This window comes from Oerskovia jenensis (assembly GCF_016907235.1).
GTDB classification, from domain to species: Bacteria; Actinomycetota; Actinomycetes; order Actinomycetales; family Cellulomonadaceae; genus Oerskovia; species Oerskovia jenensis.
On the sequence record NZ_JAFBBO010000001.1, the window covers coordinates 4,013,793 to 4,029,954 of the forward strand.

General features: G+C 71.7%; 14 protein-coding genes. 9 read left to right on the forward strand and 5 right to left on the reverse strand.

Features of this window, described 5'->3' with window-relative positions:
• Positions 1-38: 38 nt before the first annotated feature.
• Positions 39-566 (forward strand): VanZ family protein, encoded by a 528-nt coding sequence (locus tag JOD49_RS17870; RefSeq protein WP_205308365.1) that lies wholly within the window; start codon positions 39-41, stop codon positions 564-566.
• Positions 567-738: 172 nt separating this feature from the next.
• Here JOD49_RS17870 and JOD49_RS17875 read toward each other — a convergent pair whose 3' ends face one another.
• Together JOD49_RS17875 and JOD49_RS17880 are read right to left on the reverse strand one after the other, a co-directional pair.
• A complete protein-coding gene (locus JOD49_RS17875) occupies positions 739-2,148 on the reverse strand; it encodes a class II fumarate hydratase (RefSeq protein ID WP_205308366.1) in 1,410 nt (469 codons plus the stop codon).
• Between the two features lie 103 nt (positions 2,149-2,251).
• Entirely contained in the window at positions 2,252-2,884 is a 633-nt protein-coding gene (locus JOD49_RS17880; protein ID WP_191789122.1) for a carbonic anhydrase, read from the reverse strand.
• A 254-nt stretch (positions 2,885-3,138) separates the two neighbouring features.
• On the opposite strand from JOD49_RS17880, the gene JOD49_RS17885 reads away from it, so the two are divergent.
• The 4 genes from JOD49_RS17885 (at position 3,139) to JOD49_RS17900 (ending at position 7,622) form a co-directional block, all read left to right on the forward strand.
• Positions 3,139-4,434: an extracellular solute-binding protein gene (locus JOD49_RS17885; protein ID WP_307822620.1), complete on the forward strand. Its 1,296-nt coding sequence runs from the start codon at positions 3,139-3,141 to the stop codon at positions 4,432-4,434.
• Positions 4,431-5,429 (forward strand): carbohydrate ABC transporter permease, encoded by a 999-nt coding sequence (locus JOD49_RS17890; protein WP_307822621.1) that lies wholly within the window; start codon positions 4,431-4,433, stop codon positions 5,427-5,429. Before JOD49_RS17885 ends, JOD49_RS17890 begins: the two co-directional genes overlap by 4 nt.
• Positions 5,426-6,280 carry a carbohydrate ABC transporter permease gene (locus JOD49_RS17895; protein ID WP_205308368.1) on the forward strand — a complete coding sequence of 285 codons (855 nt, stop codon included), beginning with the start codon at positions 5,426-5,428 and terminating at the stop codon, positions 6,278-6,280. The genes JOD49_RS17890 and JOD49_RS17895 overlap by 4 nt, the downstream gene beginning before the upstream one ends.
• A 73-nt stretch (positions 6,281-6,353) precedes the next feature.
• Complete coding sequence (locus tag JOD49_RS17900) at positions 6,354-7,622, forward strand: ABC transporter ATP-binding protein (RefSeq protein WP_205308369.1); 1,269 nt, start codon at positions 6,354-6,356, stop codon at positions 7,620-7,622.
• A gap of 16 nt (positions 7,623-7,638) precedes the next feature.
• Here JOD49_RS17900 and JOD49_RS17905 read toward each other — a convergent pair whose 3' ends face one another.
• Positions 7,639-7,908, reverse strand: a complete 270-nt coding sequence (locus JOD49_RS17905) for an exodeoxyribonuclease VII small subunit (RefSeq protein WP_205308370.1) — start codon at positions 7,906-7,908, stop codon at positions 7,639-7,641.
• 95 nt (positions 7,909-8,003) lie between these two features.
• Complete coding sequence (gene xseA / locus JOD49_RS17910) at positions 8,004-9,290, reverse strand: exodeoxyribonuclease VII large subunit (protein WP_205308371.1); 1,287 nt, start codon at positions 9,288-9,290, stop codon at positions 8,004-8,006.
• 195 nt (positions 9,291-9,485) lie between these two features.
• On the opposite strand from xseA, the gene JOD49_RS17915 reads away from it, so the two are divergent.
• Entirely contained in the window at positions 9,486-10,505 is a 1,020-nt protein-coding gene (locus JOD49_RS17915) for a 4-hydroxy-3-methylbut-2-enyl diphosphate reductase (protein ID WP_205308372.1), read from the forward strand.
• A 64-nt stretch (positions 10,506-10,569) separates the two neighbouring features.
• Here JOD49_RS17915 and JOD49_RS17920 read toward each other — a convergent pair whose 3' ends face one another.
• The gene (locus JOD49_RS17920; RefSeq protein WP_205308373.1) at positions 10,570-12,174 is read right to left on the reverse strand and encodes a DNA recombination protein RmuC; all 1,605 of its coding nucleotides are present in this window, start codon (positions 12,172-12,174) and stop codon (positions 10,570-10,572) included.
• A 164-nt stretch (positions 12,175-12,338) separates the two neighbouring features.
• Between JOD49_RS17920 and JOD49_RS17925 the strand changes: the two genes are divergently transcribed.
• The 3 genes from JOD49_RS17925 to ychF all read left to right on the forward strand — a co-directional run bounded on the left by JOD49_RS17925 (position 12,339) and on the right by ychF (position 16,080).
• Positions 12,339-13,271, forward strand: a complete 933-nt coding sequence (locus JOD49_RS17925; RefSeq protein ID WP_205308374.1) for an ABC transporter ATP-binding protein — start codon at positions 12,339-12,341, stop codon at positions 13,269-13,271.
• The gene (locus JOD49_RS17930) at positions 13,253-14,839 is read left to right on the forward strand and encodes a hypothetical protein (RefSeq protein ID WP_205308375.1); all 1,587 of its coding nucleotides are present in this window, start codon (positions 13,253-13,255) and stop codon (positions 14,837-14,839) included. The genes JOD49_RS17925 and JOD49_RS17930 overlap by 19 nt, the downstream gene beginning before the upstream one ends.
• A gap of 155 nt (positions 14,840-14,994) precedes the next feature.
• Complete coding sequence (ychF, locus tag JOD49_RS17935) at positions 14,995-16,080, forward strand: redox-regulated ATPase YchF (protein WP_205308376.1); 1,086 nt, start codon at positions 14,995-14,997, stop codon at positions 16,078-16,080.
• Positions 16,081-16,162: the final 82 nt, after the last annotated feature.

The following is a 16,162-nucleotide window of genomic DNA, read 5'->3' on the forward strand; positions in this document are numbered from 1 at the left end:
GCGCTCGTGCCCGACTCGGCTGAAGGCGTCCTCGCACCATGATCTCCACCCTCCTGGTCCAGTACCCGTGGTTCTCCCCGGCGGTCCTCGCTCTGCTCGTGGTCGCCGGCCCCCTCGCGGGAAGGTGGCTGTACGGGCGCCCTCACGTCGCCTGGGCCCTGTTCTGGATCTCGCTCGTGCCGATCGTGCTGCTCACGCTCGTGCCGTCCGGTCGGGAGATCGTCGAACGGTGCGCCGTCGCCTGGACGCTCCCGACGTTCGGCCGCGTCGAGCTGATGGCCAACGTGATCCTCTGCGTGCCGCCCGTCCTGCTCGCCGCGATCGCGAGCCGCCGCCCGCTGGTCGCGTTCCTCGGTGGCGTCGCGGGCTCCGCCGCGGTCGAGCTGGTGCAGGCGCTGGCCCCCGCACTGGGGCGCTCGTGCGACACGAACGACTGGCTCACCAACTCGATCGGGGCCGCGATCGGCGCCCTCCTGGCCGGTGCCGCGATCTGGGCCGCCCGACGTCGGCCGGCTCAGGAGCCCGAACCCGGCCGGACCGAGCACCGGGTCGGCGACAGGCCGTGACCGGTTCCACCCGTGGAGCGCCGACGCGAGTCCATCGCGGACCGCGGTGCCGAGGAACGCGCTGGTCGCCCGGAACGACGAACGGCGTGGGCCGGGTGACGAGCACCCGGCCCACGCCGTTCGTCGTTCCTCCCGAGGCACCGCCCTCTCGGGCAGGAGCCTCAGCGAGCGGTCACGCCTGCGGCGGGCGCGTCATCGACAGGACGTCGAGCGCCGTGTCGAGCTGTTCCTCGGTGACCTCGCCGCGCTCGACGAAGCCCAGGTCGATCACGGCCTCGCGGACCGTCAGGCCCTGCTTGACCGAGTGCTTGGCGACCTTGGCCGCCGCCTCGTAGCCGATCACGCGGTTGAGCGGCGTGACGATCGACGGCGAGGACTCCGCGAGCGCGCGCGCACGCTCGACGTTGGCCGTGATGCCCACGACCGTCTTGTCCGCGAGGACGACCGACGCGTTCGACAGCAGGCGGATCGACTCGAGCACACCGAGCGCGATGACGGGGATCTGCACGTTGAGCTCGAACGAGCCGCTCGCACCGGCCCACGCCACGGTCGCGTCGTTGCCGATCACGCGTGCGGCGATCATGAGGACGGCCTCGGGCACGACCGGGTTGACCTTGCCCGGCATGATCGACGAGCCGGGCTGCAGGTCGGGGATGAAGATCTCGCCCAGGCCCGTGTTGGGGCCCGAGCCCATCCAGCGCAGGTCGTTGCAGATCTTCGTGATCGAGACCGCGATGGTGCGTAGCGCGCCCGAGAGCTCGACGAGCCCGTCGCGCGAGCTCTGCGCCTCGAAGTGGTCGCGCGCCTCGGTCAGCGGCAGGCCCGTGTCCTCGACGAGCAGCGCGATGACGCGCTGCGGGAAGCCGGCCGGGGTGTTGATGCCCGTGCCGACGGCCGTCCCGCCCAGGGGCACCTCGGCCGCGCGGGGGAGCGCCGACTGCAGGCGCTCGATCCCGTAGCGCATGGCCGCCGCGTACCCGCCGAACTCCTGGCCGAGCGTGACGGGCGTCGCGTCCATGAGGTGCGTGCGGCCCGACTTCACGACCGTCGCGAACTCGGCCGACTTGGCCTCGAGCGCCTCCGCGAGGTGCGTCAGAGCGGGGACCAGGTCGTGCACGACGCCCGCGGTCGCGGCCAGGTGCACCGACGTCGGGAAGACGTCGTTCGACGACTGCGACGCGTTGACGTGGTCGTTGGGGTGGACCTCGCGGCCCAGCGAGCGCGTCGCGAGCGTCGCGAGGACCTCGTTGGTGTTCATGTTCGACGACGTGCCGGAGCCCGTCTGGAAGATGTCGATCGGGAAGTGGGCGTCGTGGGCGCCCGAGGCGACCTCGTCGGCGGCGGCCACGATGGCGGCCGCGACGTCCTCGTCGAGCACCCCCAGCTCGGCGTTCGCGCGCGCGGCGGCCTTCTTGACGCGAGCGAGGGCCTCGATGTGGCTGCGCTCGAGAGGGGTGCCCGACAGCGGGAAGTTCTCCACGGCGCGCTGCGTCTGCGCGCGGTAGAGGGCGGCCGCGGGGACGCGGACCTCACCCATGGTGTCGTGCTCGATGCGGTAGTCGGAAGCTTCGGCAGAAGTCATGGGCCTAATGGTGCCGCACCGGGACGGGTGTTCTCGAACCGGTCCGCACGCGACCAGCGAGCGGAGCGTCGGGCAGGTCCCGCCCGCAGGCGGGACCCGGGCCTCACACGTCCGGGGTGTCGCCGACCTCGCCCACGACCTCGACCAGCCGGGCACGGCCGTCCGCGAGCGTGTACTCGACACCGACGATCGCGAGCCGTCCCTCGGCGACCGCGTCGGCGAGCGCCGCGGAGTAGCCGTGCAGCATGTCCACGGTGTGGCGCACGTGCTCGCGGCGCAGCGTGTCCGGGTCGACCGCGGACACGCCACCCTTGCTGCTCGTGATGTTGACGATCGAGGGGATGACCCGGTCGACGACCGCCCGGACGAACCCGTCGGCCTGCTCGCCCGTCGCGAGCGTGTGGGCGGCCGCGGCGATCGCGCCGCAGCTGTCGTGGCCGAGCACGACCACGAGCGGCGTCCCGAGGATGTTGACCCCGTACTCGATCGACCCGATCACCGTGGTGTCCAGGACGTGACCCGCGGTCCGCACGACGAACACGTCACCGAGCCCCTGGTCGAAGATGATCTCGGCCGCGACGCGCGAGTCCGCGCAGCCGAAGATCACGGTGTGGGGGTGCTGGGCCACGCTGACCTCGGCGCGGCGCGCGGCGCCCTGCGAGGGGTGCTCCATCTCGTCGCGCACGAATCGTCCGTTGCCGTCGCGGAGCTGGGCCCAGGCCTCGGCGGGGGTCATGGAGGTGGTCTCGGGGGTGCTGCTCGTCGTCGTCACAACCTCCATGTTCGCTCACCGCGGGCCGTGCCGTGCGCGGCGTTCACGATCTGACCAGACCCCTGGACACCGCGACGTCCGCACCCGGGCGAGCGGCGCCGTCGGGCCTGGTGGAAATGTCCCTCGCGTGGCGAGACGTCCCGGAACCGGGTACCCCTAGAAGGAGGAACCAACCACGGACGGGCGCAGCGATGCGTTCGTCGGACGAAGGGGAGACCGTGCACCGACGCACCCGGGCACTCGCCGCGGCGCTGGCCGTCGCGACGATCGTGCCGCTCGCCGCGTGCAGCACCGGGGAGGGCTCCGGTCCACCCGTGCTCACCTGGTACATCAACCCGGACAACGGGGGACAGGCCGCGATCGCGAAGTCCTGCAGCGACGCCTCGGGCGGCGCGTACAGCATCGAGACCTCGCTCCTGCCGCGCGACGCCGCGGCGCAGCGCGAGCAGCTCGCGCGCCGCCTCGCGGCCAAGGACTCGTCGATCGACCTCATGAGCCTCGACCCGCCGTTCATCCCCGAGCTCGCCGAGGCGGGCTTCCTCGCCCCCGTGCCCGACGACGTGGCGGCCGCGACGACCCAGGACGTCGTGCAGGGCGCGATCGACGGGTCGACGTGGAAGGACGAGCTCGTCGCGATCCCGTTCTGGGCCAACACGCAGCTCCTCTGGTACCGCAAGTCCGTCGCGCAGGCCGCGGGTCTCGACCTGACGAAGCCCGTGACGTGGGACCAGATCATGACCGCCGCGACGGACCAGGACAAGTACCTCGCGGTGCAGGGTGCCAAGGCCGAGTCGCTGACCGTGTGGATCAACGCGCTCGTCGAGTCGGCGGGCGGGCAGATCCTCGAGAACCCCGAGGCCCCGGCCGCCGAGCTGAAGCTCGGCCTGGAGACCGACGCGGGCCGCGCCGCCGCACGGATCATCGGCGAGATCGGGAGCTCGGGCCTCGGCGGAGCGGGGCTGCCGAGCGAGGACGAGGCCGCGTCGCTGACCCTCTTCCAGGGGGACAAGGGCTCGTTCATGGTCAACTGGCCGTTCGTGTGGTCCTCGACCCTGAGCGGCGTCGACGCGGGGTCGATCGAGCAGTCCCTGCTCGACGACATCGGGTGGACCACCTACCCCCAGGTGGTCGAGGGGCAGGACGCGCGCCCGCCCTACGGCGGCATCAGCCTCGGCGTCGGGGCGTTCAGCGAGCACACCGACCTGTCCTACGAGGCCGCGCAGTGCATCGTGAGCGCCGAGAACCAGGCCGCGTACTTCGTGTCCGACGGCAACCCCGCGGCGAACACCGCGGCCTACGACGACCCCGCCGTGCAGGAGGCCTATCCCATGTACGACGCGATCCGGCAGTCGCTCGAGCAGGCCGCGCCCCGGCCCCAGACTCCGTTCTACAACGAGGTCTCCACGGGGCTCCAGCAGACCTGGTACCCGCCCGCGAGCGTGACCGAGGACGGTACGCCCGTGACGTCGACCGACTTCATCACCGCCGTCCTGCGAGGGGAGCGACTGCTGTGAGCACCGACACCCGGGGCGCACGTCGACCCCAGCCCGAACCGGACCCCGCGCCCGACAGCCAGGACCTCGTCCCCGACAGGAAGGCCAAGGCCGCGCGCAGCGACCGGGCCCGGGCCGAGGCCCGCCTCGGCTGGTACCTCGCCGGGCCCGCATTCGTCGTCATGCTGGCCGTGACGCTCTACCCGATCCTCCAGGCCGTCTACGACTCGCTGTTCAACTACAAGCTCACGGCCCCCGACGACCGCTCGTTCGTCGGCCTCGGCAACTACGTCGTGATCCTCACCGACCCCGTCTGGTGGCGCGACTTCGCGGTGACGTTCTTCATCATGGTCGTCTCCGTGGTCGTCGAGCTCGTCCTGGGCTTCGCGCTCGCGCTCGTGATGCACCGCGCGATCAAGCGCCTGCGAGGGCTCCTGCGCACCGCGATCCTGGTGCCCTACGGCATCATCACCGTCGTGTCGGCCTTCGCGTGGTTCTACGCGTTCGACATCACGTCCGGGTACGTCAACAGCTGGTTCGACTGGGTGCCCGGGATCGGGCCGGACCTCAACTGGTTCGCCCACCAGGGCACGAGCCTGTTCGTCATCATCGCGTCCGAGGTCTGGAAGACCACGCCCTTCATCTCGCTCCTGCTGCTCGCGGGCCTCGCCCAGGTCCCGGGCGAGCTCGAGGAGGCCGCGAAGGTCGACGGCGCCACCGCCTGGCAACGCTTCTCGCGCGTGATCGTGCCCAACATGAAGGCCGCGATCATGGTCGCCGTCCTGTTCCGCGCGCTCGACGCGTTCCGCATCTTCGACAACGTCTTCATCATGACCAACGGCGCGAACAACACGGAGGTGCTGTCCTTGCTGGCCTACCGGACCTCGATCGGTCAGCTCCAGATCGGCATGGGCTCGGCGATCTCCGTGCTGCTGTTCCTGTGCGTGATCGGGATCTGCTTCGTCGCGATCAAGCTGTTCAAGGTGGATCTTGCCGGCGCGAGAGGGGAGCGATGATGGGGAGCGTCCTGAGCACCCGGGCCCGCGTGTGGTGGGCCGTCATCACGGTCGTCGTCCTCGTGGGGGCGCTGTTCCCGGTCCTGTCGATCCTCATGACGAGCTTCAAGGGACCGAGCGACCTCAACTCCGGCACGTTCCTGCCGCCGCAGTGGAGCACCGACAACTACGAGCAGATCCTGTCCTCGAGCGGTTCGGCCCAGGAGCTGTTCCTGTCGGCCCTGCGCAACTCGGTCGGCATCTCGCTCATCGCGACCGCGATCGCGGTCGTCCTCGCGACGCTCGCCGCGTACGCGATCGCGCGCCTGAACTTCCCGGGCAAGCGCCTGATCCTCACGACCGCGCTGGGGGTCTCGATCTTCCCCGTGGTCTCGATCGTCACGCCCCTGTTCAACCTGTGGCGCAACATCGGCCTCTACGACACGTGGCTCGGCCTGATCATCCCGTACCTGTCGCTCACGCTCCCGATCTCCATCTGGACCCTCGCGGCGTTCTTCCGCCAGATCCCGTGGGAGCTCGAGCAGGCCGCGCAGGTCGACGGCGCCACGCCGTGGCAGGCGTTCCGCAAGGTCATCGTGCCGCTCGCCGCACCCGGCGTCTTCACGACGGCGCTCATCGCGTTCTTCATCGCGTGGAACGACTTCATCTACGGCATCTCGCTCACGTCCACGAGCGCGGCGCGGCCCGTGCCGGCCGCCCTCGCGTTCTTCACGGGCGCGTCGTACTTCGAGGAGCCGACGGGCGCGATCTCGGCGGCAGCCGTGGTCGTGACCATCCCCGTGGTGATCCTCGTGGTGCTGTTCCAGCGCCAGATCGTCTCGGGCCTGACGCAGGGGGCGGTCAAGGGATGAGCGCCACGACCTGCCCGACGGCACCCCAGCCCCGCACCCTTCGCCCCCCGTCCCCCGACCGAGGAGAGAGCTGATGGCCTCCATCACCCTCAAGAACATCGTCAAGAAGTACGGCGACGGGTTCCCCGCCGTCAAAGGCGTCAGCATCGACATCGCCGACGGCGAGTTCGTGATCCTCGTCGGCCCCTCGGGCTGCGGGAAGTCGACGCTGCTGCGCATGATCGTCGGCCTCGAGGACATCACCTCGGGCGACCTGCTGATCGACGGCGAGCGCGTCAACGAGAAGGCCCCGCGCGACCGCGACCTCGCGATGGTCTTCCAGAACTACGCGCTCTACCCCCACCTGACGGTCGCCGAGAACATCGCGTTCCCGCTGCGGCTGACCAAGGGCAAGTTCACCGACGCCGAGATCCGCGAGAAGGTCGAGCACGCGGCCGACCTCCTCGACCTGAACGAGCACCTCGACCGCAAGCCCGCCAACCTCTCCGGTGGGCAGCGCCAGCGCGTCGCGATGGGTCGGGCGATCGTGCGCGACGCCAAGGCGTTCCTGTTCGACGAGCCCCTGTCCAACCTCGACGCCAAGCTGCGCGGGCAGATGCGCACCGAGATCGCGCGCCTCCAGCGACGCCTCGCGACCACGACGGTCTACGTGACGCACGACCAGACCGAGGCCATGACGCTCGGCGACCGCGTCGCCGTCCTGCGCAAGGGCGAGCTCCAGCAGATCGCGAGCCCCCGCGCGCTGTACGAGCAGCCCGTCAACCTGTTCGTCGCGGGGTTCATCGGTTCCCCGCCCATGAACTTCCTGCCCGGCGAGGTCTCCGGCAGCAGCATGGAGCTGCCGTTCGGCACGTTCGAGCTGCCCGAGCGGATCGTCTCGGCGATCGGGGAGCGCGAGCTCGTGATCGTGGGGCTGCGCCCCGAGCACTTCGAGGACGCGCGCCTCGTCGACCCGACCAAGAAGGACCGGGGGCGGACGTTCGACGCGCAGATCGACGTGACCGAGTGGCTCGGCGCCGAGCTCTACGCCTACGTGCCGTTCGAGATGCACGCCTCGGTCGCGGCCCAGCTCGAGGAGCTCGACCGCGAGCTCGACGGCGAAGGACTGCGCACCCAGTTCGTCGTCGCCCTCAACTCGGCGTCCCGCGTGCGCGACGGCGACACGACCGAGCTCTGGTTCGACCCGGACAAGATGATGGTCTTCGACCCCGAGACGGGCGAGAACCTCACGCACGACCAGGACGAGGTGGACCGGCTCGACAAGGAGAACGAGGAGGACCGGCGCGCCTCGCTCGAACGGGCTCAGGCGCAGTCCGAGGGTCAGGCGCGCAAGAGCGCGTGACCCCCGGGCGACCCGGTCAGTCGTCCTCGGCGCCGGCGTCCTGCGCGTCGACCGAGGTGGTCGGGGCGCCGTCGGCCGCCCGGGCCGACGCGAGGCGCTCGCGTGCTCCGTCGAGCCACTGCTGGCACCGGGCCGCGAGGGCCTCGCCGCGCTCCCACAGGGCGAGCGAGGCCTCGAGCGGCTCGCCGCCGGCCTCGAGGCGGGACACGACCTGGACCAGCTCGTCGCGCGCCTGCTCGTAGCTGAGGTCCGCGACGTCGGCGGGGGGCGGGGTGGTGCTGCTCATGGTGAAGGGCCTTCCTGGAGCTGAGGGTCTGTGGTCGTCGGAGAGTGTGACGGTGGGCCGGGCGGGCTGTGCCCGGACCGGCCGGGGTGCTCGGGTCAGCGCACGGTCGCGTCGATCGCGCCGCTCGCGAGGCGCACGTGCAGGGCGTCGCCGGGGCTCACGTCCTCGGGGGAGCGGACGATCCCGCCGTCGGGGCCGTGCACGACGGCGTAGCCGCGCTCGAGCGTCGACGCGGGGGACAGGGCGCGCACCTGGGCCGCGAGGCGGTCCACCTCGCCGTGCGCGCGCAGCAGGATCGCGTCGAGCGAGCGCCGGGCCCGGTCCCTCGCGGCCAGGACCTGCTGCTCGCGCGTGGAGATCATGGTCTCGGGGGCCGCGAGGACGGGGCGTGAGCGTGCGCTGTCGAGTCGCGACTGCTCGCGCTGGAGCTGGTGCGTGATCGCGGCGCGGATGCGCGACCGGGCCTGCAGGACGCGCGCACGCTCCTCGCCCACGTCCGGGACGATGCGCTTGGCGGCGTCCGTGGGGGTCGAGGCGCGGTAGTCGGCGACGAGGTCCAGGAGCGGGGTGTCGGTCTCGTGGCCGATCGCGCTGACCAGGGGAGTGCGGCACGCCGCCGCGGCCCGGACGAGCGCCTCGTTGCTGAACGGCAGGAGGTCCTCGACCGCGCCACCGCCGCGCGCGACCACGATCACGTCGACGTCGGGGCGCGCGTCGAGCTCGGCGATCGCGGCGCTCACCTGCGCGACGGCTCCCGTGCCCTGGACCGCGACCTCGCGGATCTCGAAGCGCACCTGGGGCCAGCGGGCGCGGGCGTTGACCACGACGTCGTGCTCGGCCTTGGACTCGCGCCCGCACACGAGCCCCACGACGGCGGGCAGGAAGGGGAGCGGGACCTTGCGGTCCGCGTCGAACAGCCCCTCGGCCGCGAGGATGCGCTTGAGGTGCTCGATCCGGGCCAGCAGCTCGCCGATCCCGACCGTGCGCACCTCGCTCGCCTGGAGCTGGAACGACCCGCGCTTGGGCCAGAACACGGGCTTGGCGTGGACGACGACGTGCGCGCCCTCGGTGAGCGGCGTGCTCGCCGCCTCGAAGACCTTGGCGAGGGCGGCGACCGGGAGCGACATGTCGGCATCGGTGTCGCGGAGCGTGAGGAAGGCCATCGAGGCGCCGGGACGACGGTTGAGCTGCACGACCTGCCCCTCGACCCAGACCGGCGACATCTTGTCGATGTACGCGGTGATCTTGCTCGACAGGAGCCGGACGGGCCAGGGGTGCTCGGCGCTCGTGTCGAGGGCCCGGACGGGGAGCGCGGTCGGCTGTGCGGGCGGCTGTACCGGGGAGGCCGGGGAGCCGGTGGGGTCGGCGGGTCGGTCGGTCACGGGGTCCAGCCTGCCTCATGGGTGTGACAGGGTGCCGAGGGCGGCGGACCCGGCACCCTCGGCGCGCCGGTACGTGACCGTCCTGGACCCTGCGCCGTGGGGATCCTGTGGAGTTGCTGCCAGGACATGGCCCGGAGCTCGTCCGGACCCGTCCGCCAGGCCGAGCGCCGCAGACCCGTCGCCTAGACTCGTGGGGTGACTTCCCCGACTGGTAAGCGTGTCCTTCTCGCCGCCCCCCGCGGCTACTGCGCGGGCGTCGACCGTGCCGTGATCGCGGTCGAGAAGGCGCTCGAGCACTACGGCGCCCCCGTGTACGTCCGCAAGGAGATCGTGCACAACAAGTACGTCGTCGAGTCGCTGAGCGACAAGGGCGCGGTCTTCGTCGACGAGACCGACGAGGTGCCCGAGGGCGCGCGCGTCGTGTTCTCGGCGCACGGCGTCTCGCCCGCGGTCCACGAGGCCGCGGCCCAGCGCAACCTCCAGACCATCGACGCGACCTGCCCCCTGGTCACCAAGGTGCACAAGGAGGCCGTGCGCTTCGCCGCGGACGACTACGACATCCTGCTGATCGGCCACGAGGGCCACGAGGAGGTCGAGGGCACCGCTGGGGAGGCGCCGGACCACGTGCAGATCGTCAACTCGCCCGACGACGCCGTGAACGTCACGGTCCGCGACCCGGACAAGGTCGTGTGGATCTCGCAGACGACGCTGTCGGTCGACGAGACCATGGAGACGGTCGACCGGCTGCGCGAGCGCTTCCCGACGCTGCAGAACCCGCCGTCGGACGACATCTGCTACGCGACGCAGAACCGCCAGGTCGCCGTGAAGAAGCTCGCGCCCGAGTGCGAGCTCGTGATCGTGGTCGGTTCGGCGAACTCGTCGAACTCGGTGCGCCTCGTCGAGGTCGCGCTGAACGCCGGCGCGGACGCGTCGTACCGCATCGACCGCGCGCAGGAGATGGACGAGTCCTGGCTCGCGGGGGTCACGACGGTCGGCGTGACCTCGGGGGCCTCGGTCCCGGAGATCCTCGTGAACGACGTCCTGGCGTACCTGGCCGAGCGCGGCTACGGCGACGTCCAGGAGGTCCGCACCGCGACCGAGGACCTCATGTTCTCGCTCCCCAAGGAGCTGCGTGCCGACCTGAAGGCCGCGGGCAACGCCCCGGCGCGCCCACGCCGCGAGAACCGCACGTCGCTCTCGGTCGAGCCCGTCTGACCCGCTGAACGTCGAGGCCCGTCCCGGAGCGTCCGGGACGGGCCTCGTCCGTCGTCACGTCACGTCAGGACGCGTCCGCTCCCCGGTCGCGCTCGTGCCGTCCGGGGGCGTTGATGGTGCCGAGCATCCCGGCGTCGAGCGGGTCCTGCTCGTCGTCCTGCGCCGGAGCGGCACCCGCGCGCGACCCCGTGGCGATCTCGTCGATCGCGACGAAGCTCTCGTGGACCGAGGCGAGGAGCTCAGGAGCGCTCACGGCGCTGAGCTGGGGGTCGGCCGCGGCGGGGGTCTCGAGGTCCTCGTCGACGACGTTGAGGTCGGCGAAGCGGCGTGCGCTGACGAGCACGCGCGTCTCGAGGGACGCCACGGTCCGGTTGTAGGAGTCGGCCGCGCCCTGGATGGACCGGCCGAGCCGGGCGAGGTGGCTGCCCATGACGGCGAGCCGCCCGTGGAGCTCCTTGCCGAGCGTGAGCACCTGCTGGGCGTTCGCGGCGAGCGCGTCCTGCCGCCAGGCGTAGGCGACGGTCCGCAGCAGGGCGATCATGGTCATGGGGGCCGCGATGATGACGTTCTTCGCGACCGCGTACTCGAGGATCGACGGATCCTGCTCGATCGCGGCCGACAGGAACGACTCGGCGGGGACGAACATGACGACGAACTCCGGCGCGGGGCTGAACTGGTCCCAGTACCGCTTGCCCGCCAGGTCGTCGACGTGCTTGCGGAAGTGGCGGGCGTGCGCGGCGAGCCGCTCCGCCCGGACGCGGGCGTCGGTGGTCTGCTGGGCGTCGAGGTAGCCGAGGAAGGCGACCTTGGCGTCGACCACGACGTTCTTGCCGCCCGCGAGCTTGATGACCATGTCGGGGCGCAGCGCGCCGTCGTCGGTCCTGACCTGGTCCTGCTCCACGAAGTCGACGTGCGGGATCATGCCCGCGGCCTCGACGACGCGGCGGAGCTGGAGCTCGCCCCACGCACCGCGCACCTGTGACGAGCGCAGCGCGGTCACGAGCTGAGAGGTCTCAGCACGCAGGGCCTCGGAGTCGTGACGCATGCCGCGGACCTGCTCGGCGAGCGTGCCGTGGGCCTCGCGGCGGGCCTGCTCGGCGGCCGAGACCTCGGCCTTGACCTGGTCGAGGGCCTTGCTGAGGGGCTCGACGAGCTGCTGCACGGCCTGCTCGCGCTTGGCGAGCTCCGCTTCTCCGACCTGCTGGCTGCGCTTGAAGCGTTCCTCGGCCTGCGTGAGGAACTGCTCGGAGCTGCTCGCGAGCGCCTTGCGGGCCAGGGCCTCGAACTGGGCCTCGAGCCGCGCCTGGTCGCCGCGGATCTCGGCGAGCCGCTTCTCGGAGCCCGCGCGCAGCTCCTCGATGGCTCGTTCGTGGTTGGCGCGCTCGATGTCGAAGCGCTCGTCCGCGGAGCGTTCGGTGCTCGTGAGCTGGCGGCCGAACGCCTCGCGCTCGGTACGGAGCTGGCGCTCGAACCCCTCGCGCTCGGCCGCGAGCCGCTCGGCCAGACCCGCGCCGCGCGCGGCCTCCTGCTGGGCCTGGGTCAGGAGCCCGGTGAGCCGACCGATCTCGGCGCGTCCCGAGTCGGGGGAGGTGCGGCGCGCGAGCCAGCCCAGGAGAGCTCCCACGAGGAGTCCGACGACGAGCATGAGCCACGGCAGGGCGTTGTCCATGCCCGCACTCTGCCAGGTGGCACCCACAGGCGAGGGGGAGCTGCGCCGTCGGGCGCGTCGCCGGTCCGCACGCGGGCCCTCGGCCGGGTGAATCCGCCTCCCACCTGGAAAGACGTGACATATCTCCTGGGGGGACACGGTCCGGCTCCACTAGGTTTGTCCGTATGGCCCACGAACCTGAGCCCCGCGACCAGCTCCCACCCCTCGACGACTTCGCCCCCGCAGCCCCCGCGACCCCGGCAGCCACCGCAGCCCCGGTAGCGCCGGTGGCGCCCGGCCCGCAGGGCGCGGCGCCCGTGCTCGCGCCCGCCACGCCGCCGGCCACGACGCACGCGGCGGGCACCGCCCCCGCTCTGTCGGTGCGCGGGTTGTGGAAGAGGTTCGGCGAGAAGATCGCCGTGGCGGGCATCGACCTCGACGTCCCGGCGGGTTCGTTCTACGGGCTCGTCGGCCCCAACGGCGCGGGCAAGACGACCGCGCTGTCGATGTCCACGGGACTGCTCCGCCCGGACTTCGGCTCGGTCCACGTGCACGGTCTGGACCTGTGGGCCAACCCGCTCGAGGGCAAGCGCATGCTCGGCATCCTCCCGGACGGGGTGCGGCTCTTCGACCGCCTCACGGGCGCCCAGCTCATCACCTACGCGGGTCTGCTGCGCGGCATGGACCGCGAGACGGTCGCCGAGCGCACCGCGGACCTGCTCGAGGCCCTGGGCCTGGCGGCCGACGCGAACACGTTCGTGGTCGACTACTCGGCGGGCATGACCAAGAAGATCGCGCTGGCCTCGGCGCTGATCCACGCCCCGAACCTGCTCGTGCTCGACGAGCCGTTCGAGGCCGTCGACCCGGTCTCCGCGGCCAACATCCGCGAGATCCTCAACGGCTACGTCGCGAGCGGCGGCACCGTGATCGTGTCCTCGCACGTCATGGACCTGGTCCAGCGCATGTGCGACCACGTCGCGGTCATCGCGGGCGGGCACGTGCTGGCGGCGGGCACCGTGGACGAGGTCCGTGCGGGCCAGAGCCTCGAGGACCGCTTCGTCGACCTGGTCGGCGGGCGTCAGACCACGGAGGGGCTGTCGTGGTTGCGCACCTCGTAAGGCTCAAGCTCACCCTCCTGCGCAACACGCTCAAGAAGAGCGTGTGGCAGACGGTCGGGCTGGTCCTCGGCATCCTCTACGGGCTGGGCGTCATCTCGATGGCCCTGATCGGCCTCGCGGTCCTCGGCACCACGGCCCCGGAGGTCGCGGGCCAGATCGTCACGATCGTGGGCGCCGTCGTGGTGCTCGCGTGGTGGATCGTGCCGCTCTTCGCGTTCGGGGTGGACGCGACGCTCGACCCGCAGCGGTTCGTGACGTTCGCGGTGCCCCAGCGCCAGCTCCTCGCGGGCCTCGCGGTCGCGGGTCTCGTGGGCATCCCGGGGATCGTGACGCTCGTCGCCTCGGTCGGCACGACGCTCGCATGGTGGCGGACGCCGCTCGCGGCGCTCGCCGCGCTCGTGGGGGGTCTGCTCGCGGTCGCGCTGTGCGTCGTCGGGTCCCGTGCCACGACGACCGCGCTCGCCCCGCTGCTCGACTCGCGGCGCTACCGCGAGGTCCTGTCGATCGCGGCGTTCGTGCCGCTCATGCTCGCGGGGCCGATCATCGGCTGGGCGACGTCGGCGATCGCGCGCGGCCAGGAGGTCCTGCCGGTCATCGCGGACGTCCTGGGGTGGACGCCGTTCGGGGCGCCGTGGGCGCTCGCGTCCGCGGTGTCCGACGGCGCCTGGGGCCTCGCGCTCGCGCGGCTCGCCATCGCGGTGCTCGTCCTGGTCGCGGCGTGGGTCGTGTGGGACCGCGCGCTCGCCAAGGCCCTGGTCGCCCCGCACGGTGGTGCCTCGGCAGGCAAGTCCAAGGGGCTCGGCTGGTTCGACCGGTTCCCGGCGACGCCCGTGGGCGCCGTGGCGGCGCGCTGCCTGACGTACTGGTTCCGCGACCCGCGCTACTCGGGGTCCATCGCGGTCGTGCCGCTGCTCCCCGTCCTGCTGTGGTTCGTGGGGTCGAGCATGGGGATCGACGGCGGGGACGGGTTCCAGGAGCTCATGCTCGTGCTGGGGCCGGTCACGGCCTTCACGTTCGGGTTCGCGATCTCGGCCGACGTCGCGTACGACCACACGGCGTTCTGGACCCAGGTGTCCTCGGGCGTGAGCGGCTTCGCGGACCGTGCGGGCCGGGTGGTCGCCGCTGCGGTGCTCGGCGTGCCGGTCGTGACGATCTTCGCGATCGCCTCGGTCGCGTTCACGGGCAGGTGGGACCTCCTGGTCGCAACGATCGGCCTGAGCCTGGGTGTGCTGGGGGCGGGCCTGGGCGTGTCGAGCGTGGTCTCGGCGCGGCTGCTCTACCCGGTGCCCAAGCCGGGGGACAGCCCCTTCAAGTCGCCGCAGGGCGCCGCGATGGCGACGCTCTTCGCGCAGATGGTCACGATGCTCGTCCTCACGGCCCTGTGCCTGCCGGCCGCGGGGCTCGCGCTCACGAACGTCCTGACGGGGGCGGCGGTCTGGGGCTGGCTCACGCTCGTCGTGGGCGTCGGCCTCGGGGTCGTCTTCCTCGTGGTGGGCATGCGCTGGGGCGGCCGCCTGGTCGACCAGCGGGGCCCGGAGCTTCTCCAGCAGGTCATGAGCTACAAGTAGGCGCGTACGCGAGCGGCCCGACGACGCCGCTCGCCCTGGGGGTGACCGTGCGGCAGCGCACCTGCGCACCCGGGGCGAGCGCCGTCGTCGGGCCGTCGCCGTGCGGGGAGCCGGCGCGAGCGCCGCCCGCGGTCGCTCCCGTAGACTCAGGCCCCGTGGCTCTAACAATCGGCATCGTCGGCCTGCCCAACGTCGGCAAGTCCACCCTCTTCAACGCCCTGACGCGCAACCAGGTCCTCGCGGCGAACTACCCGTTCGCGACGATCGAGCCGAACGTCGGCGTGGTGTCCCTCCCGGACCCGCGGCTGAACAAGCTCGCGGAGATCTTCGGCAGCGAGCGCATCCTGCCCGCGACCGTGTCCTTCGTGGACATCGCGGGCATCGTCAAGGGAGCGAGCGAGGGCGAGGGTCTCGGCAACAAGTTCCTCGCGAACATCCGTGAGGCGGACGCGATCTGCCAGGTGACCCGCGCGTTCGACGACCCCGACGTGATCCGCGTCGAGGGGTCGACGGACTCGGCGGACGACATCGAGACCATCAGCACCGAGCTGATCCTCGCGGACCTCCAGACCCTCGAGAAGGCGCTGCCGCGCCTCGAGAAGGAGGTCAAGATCAAGAAGGGCGACCCGGTCCTGGTCGCCGCGGCCCAGAAGGCCCAGTCGCTGCTCGAGCAGGGGATCACCCTGTTCCAGGGCGCGAAGGCCGCCGGGCTGGACCTGGCCGAGATCGCGAGCCTGCAGCTCATGACGGCCAAGCCGTTCATCTACGTCTTCAACACCGACGACGCGGGGCTCGTGGACGAGGACCGCAAGGCCGAGCTGCGCGCGCTCGTCGCGCCGGCGCAGGCCATCTTCCTCGACGCCAAGTTCGAGTCCGAGCTCTCCGAGCTCGAGCCCGAGGAGGCGGCCGAGATGCTCGCCGAGACGGGCCAGGAGGAGTCGGGCCTCGACCAGCTCGCGCGCGTCGGCTTCGACACGCTCGGTCTGCAGACCTATCTCACGGCCGGGCCCAAGGAGTCGCGCGCCTGGACGATCCGCAAGGGGTGGACCGCGCCGCAGGCGGCCGGGGTCATCCACACCGACTTCGAGCGCGGCTTCATCAAGGCCGAGGTCATCTCGTTCGACGACCTCGTCGAGACGGGCTCCGTGGCCGCGGCCCGGGCGGCCGGCAAGGCCCGGATCGAGGGCAAGGACTACGTCATGGTCGACGGTGACGTGGTGGAGTTCCGCTTCAACGTCTGACCCGCGGCGGGCCGCTATGAGGTCTGCCACATTCGCCGGTTATGGGACGGGCGCCGCCGCATCGTGAGATGCGGACGGCGCC